19 protein-coding genes are annotated in these 21,715 nt (G+C 67.8%); 3 read left to right on the top strand and 16 right to left on the bottom strand.

Features of this window, described 5'->3' with window-relative positions; genetic code table 11:
• Nucleotides 1-74: 74 nt before the first annotated feature.
• The 11 genes from xylB to RT97_RS12125 form a co-directional block, all read right to left on the bottom strand.
• Nucleotides 75-1,544 (bottom strand): xylulokinase, encoded by a 1,470-nt coding sequence (xylB, locus tag RT97_RS12175; protein WP_042579048.1) that lies wholly within the window; start codon nt 1,542-1,544, stop codon nt 75-77.
• A gap of 22 nt (nt 1,545-1,566) precedes the next feature.
• A complete protein-coding gene (locus RT97_RS12170) occupies nt 1,567-2,523 on the bottom strand; it encodes an AraC family transcriptional regulator (protein ID WP_042579047.1) in 957 nt (318 codons plus the stop codon).
• Between the two features lie 31 nt (nt 2,524-2,554).
• A complete protein-coding gene (locus RT97_RS12165; protein WP_042579046.1) occupies nt 2,555-3,502 on the bottom strand; it encodes a carbohydrate kinase family protein in 948 nt (315 codons plus the stop codon).
• Between the two features lie 19 nt (nt 3,503-3,521).
• Nucleotides 3,522-4,193 (bottom strand): transaldolase family protein, encoded by a 672-nt coding sequence (locus RT97_RS12160; RefSeq protein WP_042579045.1) that lies wholly within the window; start codon nt 4,191-4,193, stop codon nt 3,522-3,524.
• Nucleotides 4,194-4,292: 99 nt separating this feature from the next.
• On the bottom strand, nt 4,293-5,081 hold the full coding sequence (locus RT97_RS12155; RefSeq protein ID WP_042579044.1) for an L-iditol 2-dehydrogenase: 789 nt from the start codon (nt 5,079-5,081) through the stop codon (nt 4,293-4,295).
• The gene (gene dalD / locus RT97_RS12150) at nt 5,078-6,457 is read right to left on the bottom strand and encodes a D-arabinitol 4-dehydrogenase (RefSeq protein WP_042579043.1); all 1,380 of its coding nucleotides are present in this window, start codon (nt 6,455-6,457) and stop codon (nt 5,078-5,080) included. The genes RT97_RS12155 and dalD overlap by 4 nt, the downstream gene beginning before the upstream one ends.
• 85 nt (nt 6,458-6,542) lie before the next feature.
• Nucleotides 6,543-7,583: an ABC transporter ATP-binding protein gene (locus RT97_RS12145; protein ID WP_042579042.1), complete on the bottom strand. Its 1,041-nt coding sequence runs from the start codon at nt 7,581-7,583 to the stop codon at nt 6,543-6,545.
• Nucleotides 7,584-7,750: 167 nt separating this feature from the next.
• A complete protein-coding gene (locus tag RT97_RS12140) occupies nt 7,751-8,575 on the bottom strand; it encodes a carbohydrate ABC transporter permease (RefSeq protein ID WP_013539656.1) in 825 nt (274 codons plus the stop codon).
• Between the two features lie 149 nt (nt 8,576-8,724).
• The gene (locus RT97_RS12135) at nt 8,725-9,582 is read right to left on the bottom strand and encodes a carbohydrate ABC transporter permease (RefSeq protein WP_042579041.1); all 858 of its coding nucleotides are present in this window, start codon (nt 9,580-9,582) and stop codon (nt 8,725-8,727) included.
• 149 nt (nt 9,583-9,731) lie between these two features.
• A complete protein-coding gene (locus RT97_RS12130; protein ID WP_042579040.1) occupies nt 9,732-11,042 on the bottom strand; it encodes an ABC transporter substrate-binding protein in 1,311 nt (436 codons plus the stop codon).
• Between the two features lie 189 nt (nt 11,043-11,231).
• Nucleotides 11,232-12,167 carry a LysR family transcriptional regulator gene (locus tag RT97_RS12125; RefSeq protein WP_172672195.1) on the bottom strand — a complete coding sequence of 312 codons (936 nt, stop codon included), beginning with the start codon at nt 12,165-12,167 and terminating at the stop codon, nt 11,232-11,234.
• A 92-nt stretch (nt 12,168-12,259) separates the two neighbouring features.
• On the opposite strand from RT97_RS12125, the gene RT97_RS12120 reads away from it, so the two are divergent.
• Nucleotides 12,260-13,234, top strand: coding sequence for a Bug family tripartite tricarboxylate transporter substrate binding protein (locus tag RT97_RS12120; protein WP_042579039.1), 975 nt, complete (start codon nt 12,260-12,262; stop codon nt 13,232-13,234).
• A gap of 40 nt (nt 13,235-13,274) precedes the next feature.
• Complete coding sequence (locus tag RT97_RS12115) at nt 13,275-14,339, top strand: 4-hydroxythreonine-4-phosphate dehydrogenase PdxA (RefSeq protein WP_042579038.1); 1,065 nt, start codon at nt 13,275-13,277, stop codon at nt 14,337-14,339.
• 6 nt (nt 14,340-14,345) lie between these two features.
• Here the strand turns inward: RT97_RS12115 and pgi are convergent, their stop codons facing one another.
• Nucleotides 14,346-15,896 (bottom strand): glucose-6-phosphate isomerase, encoded by a 1,551-nt coding sequence (pgi, locus tag RT97_RS12110; protein WP_042579037.1) that lies wholly within the window; start codon nt 15,894-15,896, stop codon nt 14,346-14,348.
• A 2-nt stretch (nt 15,897-15,898) separates the two neighbouring features.
• A complete protein-coding gene (tal, locus tag RT97_RS12105; RefSeq protein ID WP_042579036.1) occupies nt 15,899-16,855 on the bottom strand; it encodes a transaldolase in 957 nt (318 codons plus the stop codon).
• Between the two features lie 247 nt (nt 16,856-17,102).
• Here tal and RT97_RS12100 point away from each other — a divergent pair, with 247 nt between their 5' ends.
• Nucleotides 17,103-17,777: a lipocalin family protein gene (locus tag RT97_RS12100; protein ID WP_042579035.1), complete on the top strand. Its 675-nt coding sequence runs from the start codon at nt 17,103-17,105 to the stop codon at nt 17,775-17,777.
• On the opposite strand, the gene RT97_RS12095 is transcribed toward RT97_RS12100, so the two are convergent.
• The 3 genes from RT97_RS12095 to RT97_RS12085 are packed head-to-tail and all read right to left on the bottom strand — an operon-like array spanning nt 17,723 to nt 21,708.
• Nucleotides 17,723-18,385 (bottom strand): HAD family hydrolase, encoded by a 663-nt coding sequence (locus RT97_RS12095; RefSeq protein ID WP_042579034.1) that lies wholly within the window; start codon nt 18,383-18,385, stop codon nt 17,723-17,725. The two genes, RT97_RS12100 and RT97_RS12095, sit on opposite strands and share 55 nt — an antisense overlap.
• A 12-nt stretch (nt 18,386-18,397) precedes the next feature.
• The gene (locus RT97_RS12090) at nt 18,398-19,438 is read right to left on the bottom strand and encodes an ABC transporter ATP-binding protein (protein ID WP_042579033.1); all 1,041 of its coding nucleotides are present in this window, start codon (nt 19,436-19,438) and stop codon (nt 18,398-18,400) included.
• Nucleotides 19,435-21,708, bottom strand: a complete 2,274-nt coding sequence (locus RT97_RS12085) for an ABC transporter permease (protein ID WP_042579032.1) — start codon at nt 21,706-21,708, stop codon at nt 19,435-19,437. The genes RT97_RS12090 and RT97_RS12085 overlap by 4 nt, the downstream gene beginning before the upstream one ends.
• Between the last annotated feature and the right edge of the window lie 7 nt (nt 21,709-21,715).

Here is a 21,715-nt window from a genome sequence, read left to right as displayed (position 1 = left end):
CGCGGTGTTTCGCGAAATAGAAAAAAAGCCCCGCTTCGGCGGGGCTTTTTTCATGGGCGCGTGTCAGCGCTGGGCTAGCGAAACTGGTCGCGCAGCGCCATGTACAGCACCTGGAAACGCGCATGCCGCGTCTTGTGCCCATCGGCCCCTTCAGACGAAGGCGTCAGTTTTTGCTTCACCGGCGGCAACGTGCACACCTCGGCCACGGCACCGCCATCGGCCAGCCACGCGAGCCGCGCCGCACCGAGCGCACCACCCGTCTCGCTGCCTGCATACAACGTGAGCGGCACCTGGAAGATGTCGGCCAACAACTGGCCCCACCAGATGCTGCGCGCACCGCCGCCCACCAGCGCGACTTCGCGCAGCGGCATGTCGGCCGGCAGGCTCAGCGTGTCGAAGCCATCGCGCAGTCCGAAGCTCACGCCCTCGACGATCGCATAGGCGATCTCGGCCGGGCCGTCCGCATGCGTCAGGCCGAACAGCGCGCCCTGCGCGTTCGGGTTGTTGTGCGGCGAGCGTTCGCCCGACAGGTACGGCAGGAACAACGGGCAACGCGCCCGGTCCGCGAGCGCGACCGATGCCGCCGCCTCGAGGAGCGCAGCTTCGTCGGCAAACCTGAATGTCTTCGCGGCCCAGCTCACTGCGCTCGCGGCCGAGAGCATCACCGACATCTGGTGCCAGCGCTGGGGCAGCGCATGGCAGAAGGCATGCATCGCCTGCGCGGGGTTCGGCAAGAAGCGATCGGTCGAGACGAACACCACGCCCGAGGTGCCGAGCGACACGAAGCCCTGCCCTGGTTCAACCAGCCCCATCCCGACCGCGCTGGCGGCGTTGTCGCCCGCACCACCGGCGATGCGCACGATGCCGCTGCCCACGCCCCAACGCGCGGCCAACTCGGGCTTGAGCCTGGCCGACACTTCGCTGCCCTCGACCAGCCGCGGCATATGGTCGCGCGTGAGCCCCGTGACCGCGAGCAGTTCGTCGGACCAGTCGCGCGCCCCCACATCGAGCCACAGCGTGCCGGCCGCATCAGACATCTCGCTGACCGCCTCGCCGCTCAACATGAAGCGCAGCCAGTCCTTGGGCAGCAGCACGCGCGCGGTGCGCTTGAAGATCTCGGGCTCGTGCTTGCGCACCCACAGCAGCTTGGGCGCGGTGAAGCCGGGCATCGCGAGGTTGCCCGCGATCTCGCCCAGGCGCGGTACGGCGCGGGTGAGCTCTTCGCACTGCGCGCCGCTGCGCCCGTCGTTCCAGAGGATGGCGGGGCGCAGCACTTCGCCGGCCGCATCGAGCAGCGTCGCGCCGTGCATCTGGCCCGACAGGCCGATGGCGCGCACGGCCGCCAGCGCCTGTGCATGCGCGCTGCGAAGCTGCGCCATGACGTCCTCGAGTGCCTGCCACCACTGGCTGGGCGCCTGCTCCGACCAGAGCGGTTGCGGCCGTTCGACCGTGAGTGCCGCGCGCGCCACGCCGACGATGCGGTGATCGTCGGCGAGCAACAGCGCCTTGAGCTCGGACGTGCCGAGGTCGAGTCCCAGATACAAGATGAACTCCCTGCTTTTGTGACTACGAAGAGACGCCCGAGCCGAACCGGGTGTCGGCCTGCCGCCGGAATTCGCTGGGCGTCATGCCCTTGATCTCCAGAAAGCGCCGGTTGAAATTCGCGACGTTGTTGAAGCCGACCTGATAGCAGATGTCCGTCACGTAGTGGTCGGTCTGCATCAGCAGGTGGCAGGCGCTGTTGATGCGCACACGGTTCACGAAGTCGGTGAAGCTGTTGCCGGTGGAGCGCCGGAAGAAGCGGCTGAAGCGGCTCTCGCTCATGCCCAGTTCGGCCGCCACATCCGACATCGAGATCGGCTCGGCCATGTTGTTGGTGATGCGGTTGACCACGTCGTTGATCTGGTCGACCTGCGCATCGCCGTCGCTGCCCTGCACGCCCTGCATCTGCACGCTCGAGAGCAGCCGGTAGTCGGTGCATTGCGCCAGGTCCGCCAGGAATTCGAGGAACAGCCCGAGCCGGCGCGCGCCGCGCGCGGCCTTGATGTTGTCCCAGTGCGACTGCGCCTGCTGCGACATGCCGAAGAACTCGATGCCGTGGCGCGCGCGCTCCAGCAGCTGCATCACCTCGCGCAGCTCGGGGATGCCGGTGGCGGCCATCTCGATCGGCTCGTGGCGGAACTGGATCACCCGGTCGCGCCCCGCGGCGCCGCCTTCGGGTACGTCCAGCGAGATCCAGTTGTGCGGCAGCCGCGGCCCGCACAGCACCAGGTGCCCGGGCTGGAACGGCCCGATCCAGTCGCCGATGAAGGCCTTGCCGGAGGTCTCGGTGATCAGGTGCAGCTCGTAGTCTTCGTGGAAGTGCCAGCGCACCAGCGGGCTCGGAAAGCCGTGCGCGAGGCAGCGCACCAGGCCGGTTTCTTCGGGCGCCTCGTAGCCCAGCGAGGGCGAGCGCGCAAAGTCACGCTCCAGCTCGGGTTGGCGCTGACGGGGGATCGAACGTTTGCGTGTGGACGTCGTCATGGCGGCAGAAAGGCAAAACCTGGAAGCAGCCTCAATTGTCTGCCCGGGCGAGCGCGCTGTGAACGGCTTCCAGGGTGGGTGGGTCCGCGCCCTCGCGGGTGCAGTTCAGGGCAGCGGCGGTAGCGGCAAAGCGCATCACTTCGCCCCAGGCCTCGTCGCTCAGTTCGCCCAGCTGGGCCGGATGCTCGACGCCGTGCGCGAGCAGCGACACCGAAAGCCCCGCCGTGAAGGTATCGCCCGCGCCGATGGTGTCGACGACCGTGATCCGCGGCGCAGCGACGGTGAGCGGCTCGTGTCCCGTGCGCCAGAGCGTGGCGCCCGCACTGCCGCGGGTGACGATCACGGCGCGCGCGCCGGCGTTCAGGCAGTCGGCCGCCAGCGCATCGACCGGCTGGCCCGGTGCGAGCAGTTCGGCGTCTTCGTCGCTGAGCTTGACCAGGTCCGCCATCGCCAGCCAGTTCGTCACGCGGTCGCGAAACGCGGCCATGTCCGGAATCAGGCTCGGCCGCACGTTGGGGTCGAACACGATCACGCAGCGGCCTGCGTTCGCGGTGACGAGCTCGGCGATGCGCGTCGAAGCCGGCTCCTGCAGCAGCGAGATCGAGCCGAAGTGCAGGAAGCGGCACTCCGCCGGCAACTGCGGCAGCGGCTCGGGAGACCACGTCGCATCGGCGCTGCCGCGCGTATAGAACGCATAGCGGTTGGTCTCGGGCGTGCGCTCGACGAAGGCCAGCGTCGAGGGCGCACTGCTGCGCAGGATGAAGCCGGTGTCCACGCCGTTGCGTTCGAGAAAACCCATCAGCCGCTCGCCGAACAGGTCGGTCGACAGCTGCGTGAGAAACCCCGTGTGCACCCCGAGGCGCGCGCAGGCCACGGCCGTGTTGAGCGGCGAGCCGCCCTCGTGGCCGAGAAACGCCAGGGTGCCCGCCTCGCTGGCGGTGAAATCGATCAGGGCTTCGCCCGTGAGTGCAATTCGCATGGTTCTTGAATCGTGTGGGTCAGCGCAGTTCGCCGGCATCGGCCAGGAAGCCGCGTTCGGCAGCCAGCGTGGCCGGATGGTCCAGCAGTTCGGAAAAAAGGCGCGGCGGGATCGTGATGGCGCCCACGCCCAGCGCGAGCAGCGACAGGCAGGCCTCGCGCGACCGGATGCTCGCCACCAGCAGCCGCGTGCGGGGCGAAGGCCGCTGCGCGACCAACGACTGCATCTGCGCGATGAGCCCCAGCCCATCGACACCGGCGTCTTCGAGCCGCCCGAGATACGGCGCCGCATAGGCCCCGCCCAGCTGCGCCGCGAAGTGCGCCTGCTCGGGCGCGTACACGGCGGTCCACGTCACGGGTACGCCCTCGGCGATGAGCCGCGCGCCTGCATCGAAGCCCTGGCGCGTGGCCGGAATCTTGACGACCAGCTGGCCGCGGTCGAAGTGGGAGAGCAGCGCCTGTGCATCGTCGAGCATGCCGTCGACGTCGCTCGAATACACCTGCGCCTGCACCTGCCGCGCGCCCAGGTCGAGGCAGCGCTTGAGGAGGCCCGGCACCTCGCCGCGGCCGACGCCCGCGCGCTTGAGCAGCGTCGGGTTGGTCGTCACGCCGTGAACCACCGAGTGCGGCAGGCAGGTCCGCAGTTCGGCGAGGTCGGCGCTGTCGAGGTAGAGATGGAAATCTTCGTTCATGGACCGCGTGCTGCAAAGGAAACCGATCTTCTCACCGTGCCGGAGGCAAATCACCGCCCGGAAGCGAGGCCGCCTGATACTTTCTTACCCGCTCTCCTTTCAGCTCATGACGTTGCCGCCATCGACATTCAGCGTCTGCGCCGTGATGTAGCGCGCCTCGTCGCTGGCCAGGAAAACGGCGGCGCCCGCAACATCGCTCGGCGCGCCCATGCGGCCCAGCGGCACGTCGAGCCCCACGCGCCGCTTCTTCTCGCCGGGCGCGAGCCCTTCGGCCTTGGCGAACAGGCTGTCGACATGGTCCCACATGGGCGTGTCGACCACGCCCGGCGAGATGCCGTTGACGCGAATGCCGTGCGGCGCCATCGCGAGCGCCGCGCTCTGCGTGTAGCTGATGACGGCCGCCTTGGTCGCGCAGTAGTGCGACACCAGCGCCTCGCCGCGGCGCCCCGCCTGCGAGGCCATGTTGATGACCGACGCGCCCTGCGTGCCGGCCTCCACCATGTGGCGCAGCACCGCCTGCATGACGAAGAACATGCCCTTCACGTTGACCGCGAAGAGCTTGTCGAACGAGGCCTCGTCGCTCTCCAGAAGCGGTGCGAGATCGAACACGGCCGCATTGTTGAAGAGCGTGTGGACGGGGCCGAACGCGGCGATCGCCTCGGCCAGCAAACGTCGAATGTCTTGCGCGTTCGTGACGTCGGCCGCGATGTAGGCGAGGCGGTCGGGATGGCGCTGCTGCAAAGCGCGCACGGCGTCCGGCGCGCTGCCAGCACGGTCGATCACGCTGCAGCGCGCGCCTTCGGCGATGCACGCCTCTGCCACCGCGAGACCGATGCCGCCGCCGGCACCCGTCAGCAGCACATGGCGGTCTTGCAGCCGGCCGCTCATTTCACGTCGCCTTCGACGAAGCGCACGACACGCGCGCTTGCCTTGCGCACGGCCTCGACCAGCCGCGCATCGCCTGCGAGGTCGCCCCACAGGCCGGTGTCGGCGCACAGCGCCGCGACCGGGTCGGCCGCATCGCAGATCGCGTGCGCGGCCGCCTCGTCCATGCCCTGGTCCTGGTAGGCGTAGGGCAGCGCCCCGCGGTGCCAGCGCTGCAGGAAGGCGAGGAACAGCGCCGGCAGCATCGCCACGCTGTCGATGCCCTGTCCCGCGGCCAGGCGCTCGCGCACGGTCGGCGCGATGAAGCCGGGGATCTTGGAGAACCCGTCCGCCGCCACGCGCTGGTTGGTGTCGCGGATCGCGGGGTTGCCGAAGCGATCGAGCACCACGTCGCGGTAGGCGGCGAGATCGATGGGGCTCGGGCTCAGGCACGGGATCACGTCGTCGGTCACGTAGTCGTGGGCCATCTTGCGGATGGCCGCGTCGTGCGTGCCTTCGTGGATGAACGCCAGGCCGATCAGCGTGCCGGCCCAGGCGATGCAGCTGTGCGTCGCGTTGAGGATGCGGATCTTGGCCTCCTCGTACGGCTGCACCGACTCGACCAGCTCCACGCCCACGCGTCCCCAGTCGGGCCGCCCGGCGATGAAGTTGTCTTCGATGACCCACTGGATGAAGCTCTCGCCCGTGATCGGCGCGGCGTCGTCGCGGCCCGTCGCTGCGTGCACGCGCGCGCGCAGCTCGGGCGGCGGGCGGGGCGTGATGCGATCGACCATCGCGTTCGGGCAGCGGGTGTTGGCAACGGTCCAGGCCAGCAGGTCGGCATCGCCCGCGCGTTCGATGAATTCCAGCAGCCCGCCATGGAAGCGGTCGCCGTTGTGGCGCAGGTTGTCGCAGTTCAGGAGCGTCACAGGGCCCGCGCCCGCCGCCTTGCGCGCGCGCAGGATCGCGCACACCGCGCCGTAGATGGTCTCCCCGGCTTCGCCGCGCCGCGCGCGTTCGATGTCCGCAGCCAGGTCGGCGAACGACAGGTCGAGCTTGTTGTCCTTCGCGTCGAGGTAGTAGCCCGCCTCGGTCACGGTGAAGGAGACGATGCGCGTCGAAGGCGCCGCGCCGCGCGCGATCACCGCGGCGAGCGAGGGCTCGTAGGGCAGCACCTCGCGGATCGCCTCGATCTGCTCGTAGCGGTACTCGCCCGCCGGCGACACGGTCTCGAGCGTGTAGCGCCCGCCCTGTGCGCGCAGTGCCGCGACGACCTCGGCCATGTCGGGCCGGATGTTGGCGCCCGAAAGCGACCAGCGGGTGTCGCCCGCTTCGATCAGCCGCTGCAGGTAGACAGCCTGGTGGGCGCGGTGGAACGAACCCAGGCCCAGGTGAAGCACCGTGAACTCCGAAGGAGCCGGTGTTGTGTGCGCGGTAGACGCTGCTGCGAGAGTCACGGGGAAATGTCCGGAAAAGAAGAAGAAATCAGACGGAGACCGAACGGCCTTCGCGGTTGAAGAGATGCAGCACCGACGGGTCGAGCTCGACCGCCACGTCGTCGCCGGCCTGCAGGGGCGTGCGGTCGTTCTGCCGCGCGATGAGCGGCACGCCGCCCACGTCGACGTGGATCAGCGTGTCCGCGCCCAGCGCCTCGATCAACTCCACGCGGCCCAGCACGTCCGACACCGGCGCGCCCTGCTTCGGGTGCACGCGCAGGCCCTCGGGGCGCACGCCGAGGAAGCCGTCGTTCGGCAGGCGTCCGCCGGTGGCTGCCGAGAAACTCGGAATGGCGCTGGCCGACACCATGTTCATCGACGGCATGCCGATGAACTGCGCGACGAACTGGTTGGCCGGATGGTCGTACAGCTCCAGGGGCGTGCCGACCTGCTCGATCAGCCCGTCTTTCAGCACCACCACGCGGTCGGCCAGCGTCATGGCCTCGACCTGGTCGTGCGTCACGTAGATCGTGGTCGCGCCGAGCGCGCGGTGCAGCTTGTGGATCTCCACGCGGGTGTTGCCGCGCAGTGCCGCATCGAGGTTCGACAGCGGCTCGTCGAAGAGGAACACCTTCGGCGCGCGCACGATCGCACGCCCGATGGCCACGCGCTGGCGCTGGCCGCCCGAGAGGTCCTTGGGCGTGCGGTCCAGGTACTGCGTGAGGTTGAGCGTCTTCGCCGCGTACTCGACCTTGGTCCTGATCTCGTCCTTGGCCACGCCCGCGAGCTTGAGCGCGAAGGACATGTTGTCGTACACGCTCATGTGCGGATAGAGCGCGTAGCTCTGGAACACCATCGCCAGGTCCCGCTTGCCCGAAGGCGTCCAGGTGATGTCCTTGCCGTCGAGCAGCAGGTTGCCGCTGGTGATGGGTTCGAGCCCCGCGATCAGGCGCAGCAGCGTCGACTTGCCGCAGCCCGAGGGCCCGACGAAGACGATGAATTCGCCCTTGCGGATCTCGAGATCGACGCCCTTGATGATGTTGACGTCACCAAAGCTCTTCTTGATGTTCTTGAGTTCGAGGTAGGCCATTCACAACTCCTTGATTGCTTGTGGGCAGGCTGCCGAAGCGCCTGCACGGGTCGAAAGCGCGCAGCGAAATGCGGGAGCTGCCGCGGAACCGGCTTTGCCGGGCCGCTGGCAGCGCCCCCTTGAGGGGGTTGGCGAAGCGACACGAAGTGCGCGAAGACTGGGGGTGTTCATTTCACGGCGCCGAAGGTCAGGCCTTGGACGAGCTGCTTCTGGCTGAACCAGCCGAACACGACGATGGGCGCGATGGCCATCAGCGAGGCGGCCGACAACTTGGCCCAGAACAGGCCTTCGGGGCTGGAGTACGAGGCGATGAGCGTGGCCAGCGTGCCGGCCTTGGCGGAGGTGAGGTTGAGCGCCCAGAAGGCTTCGTTCCAGCTCAGCACCAGGCAGAGAAGCCCGGTCGATGCGAGCCCGCCCACCGACAGCGGCATCACGACATGGCGGAACTCGGTCCACAGGCTCGCGCCGTCCATGCGCGCGGCTTCGAGGATCTCGTTCGGAATGTCCTTGTAGGCGCTGTAGAGCATCCACACCATGATCGGCAGGTTCGACAGCGTGAACACGATGGTGAGCGCGGTGAGCGAGTCCAGCATGCCCGCGGTCTGCGCGAGCACGTAGATAGGCACCAGCGCGCCGACGGCCGGCATCATCTTGGTGGAGAGCATCCACATCAGGATGTCGCGCGTCTTCTTCGTGCGGAAGAACGCCATCGAGTACGCGGCGGGGGCCGCGATCAGCAAGCCGAGGATCGTCGAGCCCAGGCTGGTGATGAGCGAGTTGCGCGCATACAGCAGGTAGTCGCTGCGTCGCTGCACTTCGCCGAAGTTGTCGAGCGTGGGCTCGAAGATGAAAAGCGGCGGCACGTGGATCGCCTGCAGCTCCGTCTTGAAGGCGGTGAGGAACAGCCAGCCCAGCGGAAAGAAAAGAAGCAGCGCCACGGCCCACGCACCGACGGTGCGCAGCAGCTGGGGAAGGAAGTTGCTGGGTTGCATGATGAGTTACTCCACCGCTCGTTGATTCGGGGCAGGACCAGTTCCAGGAACACCACGGAACCGGCTTTGCAGGGCCGTTGGCGTTGCCCCCTGCAAGGGGGTTGGCGAAGCGACACGAAGTGCGCGAAGACTGGGGCTGTGCAACATGACTAGTCGAGGTTCTTGCCGATGATTCGGATGAGGAACACCGCCACGATGTTCGCCAGCACCACCGCGAACAGCGCACCTGCGGAAGCCACGCCCACGTCGAAATTCATCAGCGACTGCTTGAAGATCAGGTAGGTCATGTTCGTGCTCTCGTTGCCCGGGCCGCCATTGGTGGTGATGGCGATCTCGGCGAACACGCTGAGCAGAAAGATCATCTCGATCATGATCACCACGGCCATCGGGCGGCCCAGGTGCGGAATCGTGAGATAGAAGAAGCGCTGGAACGAGCTCGCGCCGTCCATGCGCGCGGCTTCCATCTGCTCGCGGTCGAGCGACTGCAGCGAGGTGATGAAGATGAGGCAGGCGAAGGGCAGCCACTGCCAGGCCACCATGATGATCACCGAGAGCAGCGGCACGTCGGTGAGCCAGTCCACCGGCTGCGCGCCGAAGAAGCGCCACACGTCGGCCAGGATGCCGTAGATGGGGTTCATCATCATGTGCTTCCACAGCAGCGCATTGACTGCCGGCATGACGAAGAACGGAGAGATGAGCAGCACCCGCACGATGCCGCGGCCCGGAAAGGGCTCGTTCACCAGCAGCGCGAGCAGCACGCCGAACACCACCGTGATGACGATCACGCTGCCGATGAGCAGCAGCGTGTTCCACGTGGCGGGCCAGAAGTCCGGGTCGGTGACGAAGTAGTGAAAGTTCTCCAGCCCCGCGAACGTGCGTTCGCCAGGCTGCATGAGGTTGTAGTTCACGAAGGAGAAGTACAACGTCATCAACAGCGGCACGATCATCCAGAGGAAGAGCGTGAGCACTGCAGGCGCCATGAGGGCCCGGGGCAGGAGTCTTTTCATGAGGAGGTCCCTTCTTGTTGTCTCAGGCTCCTTCCCCCTCTGGGGGAAGGCGGGGATGGGGGCTCCCTGATCGACCACCGTGGCGATTGGATGCGCCGCGTGCCCCCACCCCTACCCTCCCCCGAAAGGGGAGGGAGTCAAGCCCGCGCTTACTTGTACTGGCCCGACTTCTTGATCTCGCGCTCGGCCAAGGTCTGCGAGGTCTTGAGCGCCTGGTCGACCGTGACCTTGCCCGACAGCGCCGCGCTCATCTGCTGGCCCACGCCGGTGCCGATGGCCTGGAACTCGGGAATGGCCGCGTACTGCACGCCGACGTACGGCGACTTGGGCAGCGTGCTGTCGCTCAGGTTGGCGCTGTCGATGGCCTTCTTCTCGGCAGAGGCGAACTTGGCCACTTTCTGGAACTCGGGGTTCGCGTAGGTCGACTTGCGCGTGCCGGTGGGCACCGAGCCCCAGCCGCTTTCCTTGGCGACCAGGTTGACGTACTCCTTGGAGGTCGCCCACTTCACGAAGGTCTGCGCGGCGGCGCCCTTGGTCGAGCTGGCGGGAATCGCCAGGTTCCAGGTCCACAGCCAGTTGGCGCCCTTGGGCGTGACGGCCACGGGAGCCTGCGCGAACGCGACCTTGTCAGCCACCTTCGACTGCTTCGGATCGCTGATGAACGAGGCCGCGATGGTCGCGTCCACCCACATGCCGCACTTGCCTTCGTTGAAGAGCGCCAGGTTCTCGTTGAAGCTGTTGGCCGAGGCGCCCGGCGGGCCGTAGGCCTTCATCAGGTCGACGTAGAAGGTGATCGCGTCCTTCCAGGGCTTGGTGTCGATCTGCGGCTTCCACCGCATGTCGAACCACTGGCCGCCGTTGGTGTTGACCAGCGTCGTGAGGAAGGCCATGTTGTCGCCCCAGCCGGGCTTCCCGCGCAGGCACATGCCGTACACGCCCGCCTTCGGGTCGTGGATCTTGCCGGCCAGCTCCTTCACCTGCACCCAGGTGGGCTGCTCGGGCATCTTGAAGCCGACCTTGTCGGCCAGGTCCTTGCGGTACATGAGCATCGAGCTCTCGCCGTAGAAGGGCGCTGCGTAGAGCTTGCCTTCGTACGACAGGCCCGCGCGGATGGCGGGCAGCAGGTCGTCCGCGTCATAGGCGGCATCGGTGGCGATGGGCTGCAGCCAGCCCTTCTTCGACCAGATCGGCGCTTCGTACAGGCCGATGGTCATCACGTCGAACTGGCCGCCCTTGGTGGCGATGTCGGTGGTCACGCGCTGGCGCAGCGTGCCTTCTTCCAGCGTGACCCACTTGAGCTTGATGTCGGGGTTGGCCTTCTCGAAGAACGGGGTGAGCTTCTGCATCTCGATCATGTGGCCGTTGTTCACGGTCGCGATCACGAGTTCGGTGGCGGCCTGGGACACGAGCCCCGTGCCGATGAGTGCGAGGACGAGGCCCGCTTTCAGAAAACGCTTCATGTTGTCTCCTAGAGGTGAGCGACGCCCTCTTGTTGTCGGGTCGCCGTGGGAGGATTCTGGAGAAACTCAGTTGCGGCTTTGGTACTTCGTCGGTTACCTCCAGTACTTTCATGCACCGGTTGGCTAGTGAATTCCCTAATTGGTGCAACACAGCATGGAAAACAGCAAGCCAAAGGCCTCAGGTGCAATTCAGGTACCGCCGCCGAGCAGTTGGCGCCGGAACTGCGCGGCCGCCGGCGAGAGCGCCCGGTCTTCTCGGGTGATGAGGCAGATCGGCGGCACGCGCACCGGCAGCTCCACCGGCACCGTTCGCAGCACGCCCAGCCGGGCGTAGTGGTCGGCCTGCGAGGCCGGCATCACGGCGGCCATGTCGGAGTTCTCCAGCAGCGCCGTAATGGCGATGGGCGATGCCGTTTCGATGATGTCCAGCCGCGCCTGAATGCCCGCCTCCCGCATCGCCGCCTCGAAGCGCCCGCGCTGCGGCGAGCCCGGCGGCTGCAGCACCCACGACCAGCCCGCCATCTCGGCCAGCGTGACCGGGGCGGCGCGCTCGAGGACCGGGTGCGCCGCGCGCACCACCACCACCTGCGACTCGCCCAGGAGCGGCACGCTCGCGTACTTCGCCTCGTCGTGCCCGTCGGTGAGGCGGCCAAGCACGAGGTCGACATCGCCCTGCTCCAGCTGCGCCTGCATCACGTCGCTGGTCTCGACCACCACCGAGACGGCCACCTGCGGATGGCGGCGGTGGTATTCGACGAGCGCCGGCGCCAGCAGTTCGGGCACCGCGCCCGGCACGCTGCCCACGCGCAACGCACCGCTCAGGCCCGAGCGCAGCGCGAGCATTTCCTCGCGGGCCGTGCCGAAATCGCTGAGAACGCGGCGGGCGTAGCGAATGAGGATCTCGCCGTAGGGCGTGGGCTCCATGCCGCGCGCGAGGCGCTCGAAGAGTTTCTCGCCCAGCGAATCTTCCAGCTGCTGGAGCAGCTTGGTGGCCGCTGGTTGGCTGATGTTCATGGCCTCGGCCGCGCGCCCGAGGTGCCGGTGGGCATCGAGCCGGGCCAGCAACAGCAGCTGGCGCGGCCGCACGTGGAGCATCAGGGAGGCATCGGTGAGGCCGGAATTCATACTCAAAAGTATATGGACCTTCGGACTTTTACGATTGGATCGGGCGGGTGAAGCTCCGTAGGCTCGGGCCAAACAAAGCAGGAGACATCCCGATGAATCTTTCGTTCCTGGCCCGCGCGGCAGGCATTGCCGCATTGGCGCTGGCCGCCGCGGCTGCCGGCGCGCAAGCGACCTACCCCGACAAGCCCCTTCGCATCATGGTCGGCGCTTCGCCAGGCGGCGGCACCGACATCCTCGCGCGCGTGCTGGCCGACAAGTTCTCGCCGGTACTCAAGCAACCGGTGACGGTGGAGAACCGCCCCGGCGCCTCCAACACCATCGCCGGCGAGCTCACCGCGCGCGCACCGGCCGACGGCGCCACGCTGCTGCTGGCCACCAACACCGCGCAGGCGGTGGCGCCGCACATCCTCAAGCTCAAGTACGACCCGCTCAAGGACCTGACGCCCGTCGGCCTCGTGGCGGTGATGCCCAACGTGCTGGTGGTGTCGGCCAGTTCGCCGTACAGGTCGGTAAAGGACCTGGTGGCCGCGATGGCCGCCAAGCCCGGCGGCTTCAAGTACGCGTCGTCGGGCATCGGCAGCACGCAGCACGTGGGCGGCGAGGCCTTCAACCTGGCCACCGGCATGAAGTCGATCCACGTGCCCTACAAGGGCAGCTCGCAGGCGCACATCGACATCATTTCGGGCGAGGTCGACATGATGTTCGACAGCACCTCCTCGGCCATGGGCCAGATCAAGGCCGGGAAGTTCCGCGCGCTGGCGGTGAGCGCGCCGCAGCGCTCGCCCGAGCTGCCCGACGTGCCCACGCTCGCCGAGCAGGGCATCAAGGGCGCCGACGTATCCACTTGGTACGGCCTCTACGTGACGGCCGGCACGCCCCGCCCCGCGGTCGACAAGCTGAACGCCGAGCTCGTGCGCACGCTCAAGCTGGCCGACGTGCAGGCGCGCATCAAGGCCCTGGGCGGCGAGCCCGGCGCACTGACCGGCGAGCCCTTCGCGGCGATGAACCGGCAGGAGTTCGACCACTACGGCCAGCTCGTGCGCGACGCCAACATCAAGGCCGAGTGAGGCCGCCCTTTCATCCCTCCAACTCCCATCCGACGACGACATGTCCACTTCATCGAAAACCCCGAGCGTGATCTCCGCCAAGCCCCGCATCGTCGTGCTGCTGGGCGACCCCGGCGGCGTCGGCCCCGAAATGGCCGTGAAGCTGCTCGCGCGCCAGCGCAACCTGGACGCCGCGCGCGTGCTGCTGATCGCCGATCCGGCCGTGCTGGCCGAGGGCGAGCGCGTGGCGGGCGTGAAGCTCGATCCGCTGCAGGTCGAGGGCCTGAACGACCTGCGCTTCGAGGACGGCCGGCTGAGCCTGTACCTGCGCGACTGGATGGAGGGCGAGACGCCGGTGCTCGGCGAGTCGAACGAGCGCTCGGGCCGGGCCTCGTTCGAGGCGCTCGAATATGCGACGGTGACGGTGCGCCGCGGGCAGGCCGACGCGATCGTCTTCGCGCCGCTCAACAAGCACTCGCTGCGCCTGGGCGGCCTCACGCACGAGGACGAGTTGCGCTACATGCAGGAGCGCTTCGCGGTAACCGGCTTCGTCTGCGAGTTCAACCTCACCGGCTCGCTCTGGACCTCGCGCGTGACCTCGCACATTCCGCTGAAGGACGTGGCCAGCCACATCACGGTGGAGGGCGTGGGCGACGCGGTGAAGATCATCGCGTCGGCGCTGCGCCGCGCGGGCGTGGCGCAGCCGCGCATCGCCGTGACCGGGCTCAACCCGCATGCGGGCGACGGCGGCTCCATCGGCATGGAAGAGATCGAGATCATCGCGCCGGCCATCGCGCAGCTGCGCGCAGAAGGCTTCGACGCACGCGGCCCGTTCTCGCCCGACACGGTGTTCATCGGCGCGCGCCGCGGCGATGTGGATGCGGTGGTGTCGATGTACCACGACCAGGGCCAGATCGCGATGAAGCTCATGGGCTTCGAGCAGGGCGTGACGCTGCACGGCGGCCTGCCGGTGCCCGTGGCCACCTCGGCCAGCGGCAGCGCCTTCGACATCGCCGGCAAGGGCATCGCGCAGATCGAAGGGCTGCAGCAAGCCTTCGACCTGTGCGTGCGGATGGCCAGCGGCGGAGCGGCCTTGAAGGCGCCCGCCGAGACCGCTACGGTCTGAAGCGCTTCAGGAACCCAGGCGCTTCAGGAGGCCGGCCGTCGAGGCGTCGAGCCCGGTGATGTCGCCCGAGGCCAGGCGCGGCTCGATGTCCTTGGCGAGCACCTTGCCCAGTTCCACGCCCCACTGGTCGAAGCTGTTGATGCCCCACAGCGCACCGCTGGTGAAGACGCGGTGCTCGTACAGCGCGAGAAAGGCGCCCAGTGATTCGGGCGCGAGCTTCTCGAACACGAAGAAGGTGCTCGGCCGGTTGCCAGGAAAGTTCTTGTGGCCGCCCTCGTCGAGCTTGCCTACCATCAGCGCCTGCGCCTGCGCGAGCGCGTTGGCCAGGAGCTTGGGGTGGTGGCCTTCCAGGTCGTGCGCCGCATCGCGCACCGCCACGAATTCGAGCGGGATCACGTCGGTGCCCTGGTGCAGCATCTGGAAGTAGGCGTGCTGGCCGTTGGTGCCGGGCTCGCCCCAGAGCACGGGCGAGGTGCCGAACGCCACGGGATTGCCGTTGGCATCGACCTGCTTGCCGTTGCTCTCCATCTCCAGCTGCTGCAGGTAGGCCGGCACGCGCTTCAGGGCGCTGTGGTACGGCGCGATGCTGCGGCTCGTGAACTTGTGGAAGTTGCGGTACCAGACGTCGAGCAGGCCCAGGCGCACCGGCAGGTTCTGCGCGAGCGGCGCAGTGCGGAAGTGCTCGTCCATCGCATGCGCACCCGCGAGCAGCCGGCGGAACCCATCGGCACCGATGGCCAGCGCGATCGGCAGGCCGATGGCCGACCACAGCGAATAGCGGCCGCCCACCCAGTCCCAGAAACCGAAGGTGGTGTCGATGCCGAACTTCTTCGCGGCTTCGACATTCGTCGTGAGCGCGGCGAAGTGACCGGCGATGTCGTTGCCGCCCGACTGCTCGTACCAGCGCTTGGCCGAGATCGCGTTGGTCATCGTCTCGGTGGTGGTGAAGGTCTTGGAGGCGACCAGGAACAGCGTGTGCTCCGGCGCGAGGCCGCGCAGCACGCCGGCCAGTTCGTGGCCGTCGACGTTCGAGACGAAATGAAAGCGCTTGCCCGGCGCGGCGAACTCCGCGAGCGCCAGCACCGCCATCTGCGGGCCGAGGTCGGAGCCGCCGATGCCGATGTTGACCACGTCGGTGATCGTGTGGTCGCCGCGCACCTTCTCGGCATAGGCCAGCATCGCGTCGAGCGTGGCGTGCACCTCGCGCAGCTTGTCGGCCGTCTTGCCCACCTTCGCATCGGCGGGCGCGCGCAGCAGCGTGTGCAGCACGGCGCGGTCTTCGGTGTTGTTGATGTGCTCGCCCGCGAACATCGCGTTGCGGTGCGCCTCCAGGCCGCACTCGCGGGCCAGCGTGAGCAGCAGTTCCTCGGTGCGCGCGTCGATCAGGTTCTTGGACAGGTCGGCGAACACATACGGCGCTTCCTGGCTGAAGCGCTCGAAGCGCCCCGCGTCGTCCACGAAGGCATGGCGCACGTCGAACTGGCGGCCCGCCGTCTCGAAGCACGACTGCAGTTGCGCCCAGGCCGGCGCACGGTCGCAGCGTTGGGTCATGGCCATGCTTACTTGCCGCTTTCCTGCATGAGTTTCTCGAGCTTCACGGCATCGGCCGCGAAGGCGCGGATGCCCTCGGCAAGCTTCTCGGTGGCCATCGCGTCTTCGTTGAGCGCGAAGCGGAAGCCGGCTTCGTCGTAGCTCACCTGCTTCGCGTCGCCCTTGGCGGCGGCCTTGGCGTCGAGCACGTGCTCCAGCGGCTCGTCGCTCGCGGCCAGTTCGGCCAGCAACTCGGGGCTGATGGTCAGCAGATCGCAACCGGCCAGTGCCTTGATCTGTCCCACATTGCGGAAGCTCGCGCCCATCACCTCGGTCTTGATGCCGTGCTGCTTGTAGTAGTTGAAGATTTCGCGCACCGACTTCACGCCCGGATCGTTGGCACCCGCGCTCGCCGCTTCGTCCCACTTCGCGCCGGCCGACTTCTTGTACCAGTCGTAGATGCGGCCCACGAAGGGCGAGATGAGCTGCACCTTCGCGGCGCCGCAGGCCACGGCCTGCGCGAACGAGAACAGCAGCGTCAGGTTGGTGCGGATGCCCTTCAGCTCGAGTTGGCGGGCGGCCTCGATGCCTTCCCAGGTGGAGGCCACCTTGATGAGCAGGCGCTTCTCGGTGTCGATGCCTTCGGCCTTGTAGAGCGCGACGATGCGCTCACCGCGGGCGATGGTGGCGGCGGTGTCGAAGGACAGGCGCGCATCGACTTCGGTGGAGACGCGGCCCGGGATGATCTGGAGGATTTCGGTGCCGAAATTGACCAGGAGGCGGTCGATCACTTCGTCCAGCGGCTTGCCCGCGTGCTTCTTGACTGTCTCGTCGAGGAGGGGGCGGTATTCGGGCTTCTGAACGGCCTTGAGGATCAGCGACGGATTGGTGGTCGCGTCCTGCGGCTTGGAAACGCTGAGCTGCTTGAAGTCACCGGTGTCGGCGACAACGGTGGTCCACTGGCGGAGGGAATCGAGTTGGTTCATGAAATCATTATCCTGTGCGGGTTGTGACAAGTCCTGCACGCAGTTGCGCGTCGGCCGATGTTTTCATGCGCACCGTAGCACGGGTTTTCGCGCGGTTCCATCGGCCTCTTGCCCGCAGGGTTGTCGGCCGCCCCGCCCTACAGGGGCTGTGGTCCGTGACTGACGGCACCTACCCCCCTTCGAGGGCTAACCTGAGTGGAGTGTTACGAGCGATTTACGCCGAACGTCTTACCTTCAGGAGTGCCCCATGTCCCCTCGCCAACGACGCCCCGTTGCAGACCCCGTCGGCCGTCCCTTCGACGACCACCGAACCAGCCAGGCGATCGGCGCGATGGCAACGGCTTTCGTCATCGGCGGACTCGCGACCTGGCTTGCGCTCGGCGCCGCGCGCACTGCGCGTGCCCAGGTGGCCGGCCCGGCAGACGGCGCCCCGCTGATGCGCGCGCCGCTGCAGGTCGTGGCGCCGGTCGATCTCCAGCGCTATGCCGGTATCTGGCACGAACAGGCCCGCCTGCCCAACCGCTTCCAGAAAAGCTGCTCGGGTCCGGTCACGGCCGAGTACACGCCGCAGCCCGACGGCACGGTGCAGGTGATCAACCGCTGCGTGCGGGCGGATGGCAACTTCAACGAGGCCATCGGCTCGGCGCGCGTGGTGCCCGTGGCCGGCCAGCCGGGTGCAGGCCGCCTCGAGGTGCGCTTTGCCCCCGCGTGGCTCAGCTGGCTGCCGATCGTGTGGGGCGACTACTGGATCCTCAAGCTCGACCGTGACTATCAAGTGGCGCTGGTCGGCACGCCCGATCGCGAGTACCTCTGGGTGCTGTCGCGTGCGCCGCGCCTGGACGACGCGACGCTGCAGGTCGAACTGGACTACGCGCGCAGCCTGGGCTTCGACGCCGACAAGGTCGTGTTGACCGGCAGGTAGCGCGAGAGCTGCGCCGGCAGCATGTCCGGCGCGGTGCAGTGGATGGCCTGCCAGCCGAAGGCACGTGCCGCCTCGACATTGGCGGCCGAGTCGTCGATGAACACCGTCTCTGCCGGGTCGAGCGCGTAGCGCACCGCCAGCACTTCGAAGATCTCACGGTCCGGCTTGATGAACTTCACGTCGCCGGAAAACACGCCGCCGTCGAAGCGGCGCATGAAGCTATGCCGCCGTTCGACGCCGCGCGCGTACGGCGCAGGCATGTTCGACAGGTAATAGAGCCGCAGCGGCTGTCCGCCTTCGCGATGGGCGAACAGCTGCTGGAGCATGTCTGTGGTCACGTCGATGGCTTCGAGGCGCTCGCCCAGGTTGTCGAGCATCGCGTGAAGCCGCTCCGCCGGCAGCGACAGCCGCGCCGCCATGCGGGCGATGGCATCGTCCAGCGTGCGCGTGCCGCAATCGAAACTGGTCCAGTCGTCGTGATGGAAAAGCGCCCGGCCCAGCGCCGCGGCGGCGGCTTCAGTGGGGGCGTGGGACGCGAGATGGGCCTGTACCAGCCGTGTGGGCTCCCATGCGAGGAGCACGGCGCCAAGATCGAAAACCACGTTCATGGCGCCATTGTTTCATGCGCCCGGCACCACGCTCACGCCATGGGTTCGCAGCGACAGCGTGGTCTGCGCGCCGGCGGCCAGCGGCTGCGACAGGTCGGTCGAGACCACGAAGACCGGGCCCAGCGTCGTGTCGAAACCGTATTCGTAGAAGCTGCCCAGGTATGCGGCCTTGCGCAAGGTGGCGGGCAAGCCGTCTGTCGCACCGATTTCCCAGGCCTCGGGCCGCACCGCCACCTTCACCGTGCCGGGCGCGACCGCATAGCGCGGCTGCAGGCGCAGCGGGCCGAGCGTGACGCTGCCGTCGGCCTCTGCCACCGCGGGGAACACCATCGCCTCGCCCATGAAGCCCGCGACGAACTCGCTCTCTGGCCGGCCGTAGAGCTGCTCGGGCGTGCCGCGCTGGGCGATCACGCCGTGGTCCATCACGATGATCTGGTCGCTCACGGCCAGCGCCTCGCTCTGGTCGTGCGTGACATAGGCGACGGTGAGCTTCAAGCGCTGTTGCAGCGCGCGGATTTCTTCCCGCATCTCGCGGCGCAGGCGCGCGTCGAGGTTGGAGAGCGGCTCGTCGAACAGCAGCACCGCGGGCTCGAGCACCAGCGCGCGCGCCAATGCCACGCGCTGCTGCTGGCCGCCCGAGAGTTCGCTGGGCAGGCGCTCGTCGAAACCGACCAGGCCCACGCCCCGGAGCGCTTCGCGCGCCCTGGATGTGGCCTCGTCCTTCTTCGCGCCGCTCATGCGAAGGCCGTAGCCCACGTTCTCGATCACGTTCATGTGCGGGAAGAGCGCATAGCTCTGGAACATCATGCTCACGTTGCGCTCGGCAGGGCCGAGCGTCGTCACATCGCGTCCGCCCATGAAGATCGAACCCGAGGTCGGCGACTCGAGCCCCGCGATCATGCGCAGCGTGGTCGTCTTGCCGCAGCCCGAGGGGCCGAGGATGGTGGTGAGCGTGCCGACCGGCACCTCGAAACTGATGCCCTTGACCGCCAGCGGCCCGTTTTTATCGGCACCGTAGCGCTTGGTGACGTTGCGGAATTCGATGCCGTTCATACGGAGAGGCTTTCCATTTTGTGATGTCCCTGATGCGGCGGCGCAGCGCCTCGCCGCCCCAGCTTGCGCTCCCCGACCACGAACTGCACCAGCGCGATCGCCAGCGACATCAGGATCATGAGCACCGTGCAGTATGCGAGCGCGATGCCGTAGTCGCCATTGCCGACGCGGCCGATGATGTACGTGGTGGCGAGTTCGTTCTCGGCGGTGACCAGGAAAATCACCGCGCTCACCGTCGTCATCGCGCGCACGAAGCTGTAGACCAGCGCGGCCACGAGCGCGGGCTTGAGCAGCGGCAGCACCACCTTGAAGAGCGTTTGCGAGGTCGATGCACGCAGCATCAGCGAGGCCTCGTCGAGCGAGCGGTCCAGTTGCTTGAAGGCGGCCGTGCCGGCGCGCACGCCCACCGGCAGGTTCCGGAACATGAAGCACAGAACGATGATGAGCCCGGTGCCGGTGAGCTCCAGCGGCGGCACGTTGAAAGCCAGGATGTAGCTCACGCCGAGCACCGTGCCCGGAATCGCGAAGGCCAGCAGCGCGCCGAACTCGAAGATGCCCTGCCCCTTGAACTCGTTGCGCGCGAGCAACCAGGCGATCAGCAGGCCGAGCGCCGCGGTGATCGGCGCCGAGATGCCCGCGAGCTTGAGCGTGGTGATGAGCGAGTTCCACGCCGTGCCCGCCCACACCAGCCCGAACTGGCCCCACTCCAGCGCGAACGCGTTCTTGAAATGGTTGAGCGTGAAGCTGTAGTCGCGGCCCCAGGTCTGCACGAAGCCGCCTGCGAAGGCGAAGAGGTAGACCACGGCCGTGAAGGCGATCCACGGCAGCGCGATGCAGTAGATGGTGCGGCGCACGCCGTCGGGCAGCGCCATCGCGATGCCCGCGTCGCCCTTGCCGCTCACCGTCGTGTAGTTCTGCTTGCCCAGCAACCCGCGCTGCAGCGCGAACACGCCGAGCGCGAACAGCGTGAGCACCCAGGCGAGCGAGGCCGCACGGCCCTGGTCGTACTGCGCGCCGACGATGGCGAAGAAGATGTCGGTCGAGAGCACCGAGAACTGCCCGCCCACCACCACCGGGTTGCCGAAGTCGGCAATGCTTTCGATGAAGCCGACCAGGAAGGCGTTGGCCAGCCCGGGCTTCAGGAGCGGCAGCGTGACGGTGAAGAAGGTGCGGCGCCGGTCGGCGCGCAGCATCTGCGCGGCTTCTTCGAGGCTGGGCGCGATGCCCTGCACCACGCCGCGCATGATCATGAAGGCGATCGGCGTGAAGGCGAAGAGCTGCGCCACCAGCACGCCCGGCATGCCGTAGAACCAGCGCGTCGGCTCGATGCCGAACACGTTTTCCAGCAGCTGATTGACGATGCCCGCGCGGCCGAACAGGAGGATGAGGCCCAGCCCCACCACGAACGGCGGCGTGATGATCGGAAGCAGCGCCAGCACCCGCAGAACGCCCTGCCCGCGCTTGCTGCCGCGCTCGGCCATCAGCGCCATCAGCGTGCCGAGGAAGGTGGTGCCGGCGGCCGTGAGCAAGGCCAGCACCAGCGTGTTCCACGCCACGCCGCAGCGCACCCCGCCCGCCAGGCACCCCAGGCCCCAGATGCGTTCGGTGAACACCCGCGCGATGAAGGCGCCGATCGACCATTGCCCGTCTTCGTTGAAGAACGCGCCCGAGAGCGCCTTGCTCACCGGGTAGGCGATGAACAGCGCCATCAGCACGCCGCAGCCGACGACCGCGGCCGCCACGAACAGGTCGCCCTTGAAGAGACCTAGCCGCGCAATGCCGAAGGCGGCCAGCAGCACGAGCGCCGTGAGCGCCACGAAGCCGCCCGCCCCGATGCCGAACTGGTTGATCGCAAGCTCGCCGAATTGCGTGTTGAGCGCCGCGACGCTCCAACCGCGCGCGCCGATGGTGAAGCCTGCGACGGACAGGCCGACCGCGCCGATGGCGCCGCCCGCCAGGAGCCATCGCCCCTGCGCCCGGCCCGGCGGCAGCCACGCGCCGATCGCGCACATTAAGAGGCCCGCCAGGCCAATGAACAGCCAGCCGCGCCCCTGCGTTGCGGCCTGCATCAGGCCGTTGGCGCCTTCAGCGTGCCCGAAGACCTGCGGAACGGCTTCGTACCAGGTCGCGTCCTGGATCGCGTACCAAGGCAGAAGCAGGTACGCCGCAAGACCCAGCGCGACCCACGCCCAGATCCAGCGCTGCGAGCGCCGCGCGGCCGCCACGGACGCCGGATTGACCGGCGCACCGCCGGTGGAAGGCGCTTGCATCGCGTCC

It is taken from the genome of Variovorax paradoxus, from assembly GCF_000834655.1.
GTDB lineage: Bacteria > Pseudomonadota > Gammaproteobacteria > Burkholderiales > Burkholderiaceae_C > Variovorax > Variovorax paradoxus_F.
Note: the sequence above shows the minus strand (reverse complement) of the source record. Positions and strands in the feature narration are given on the sequence as shown.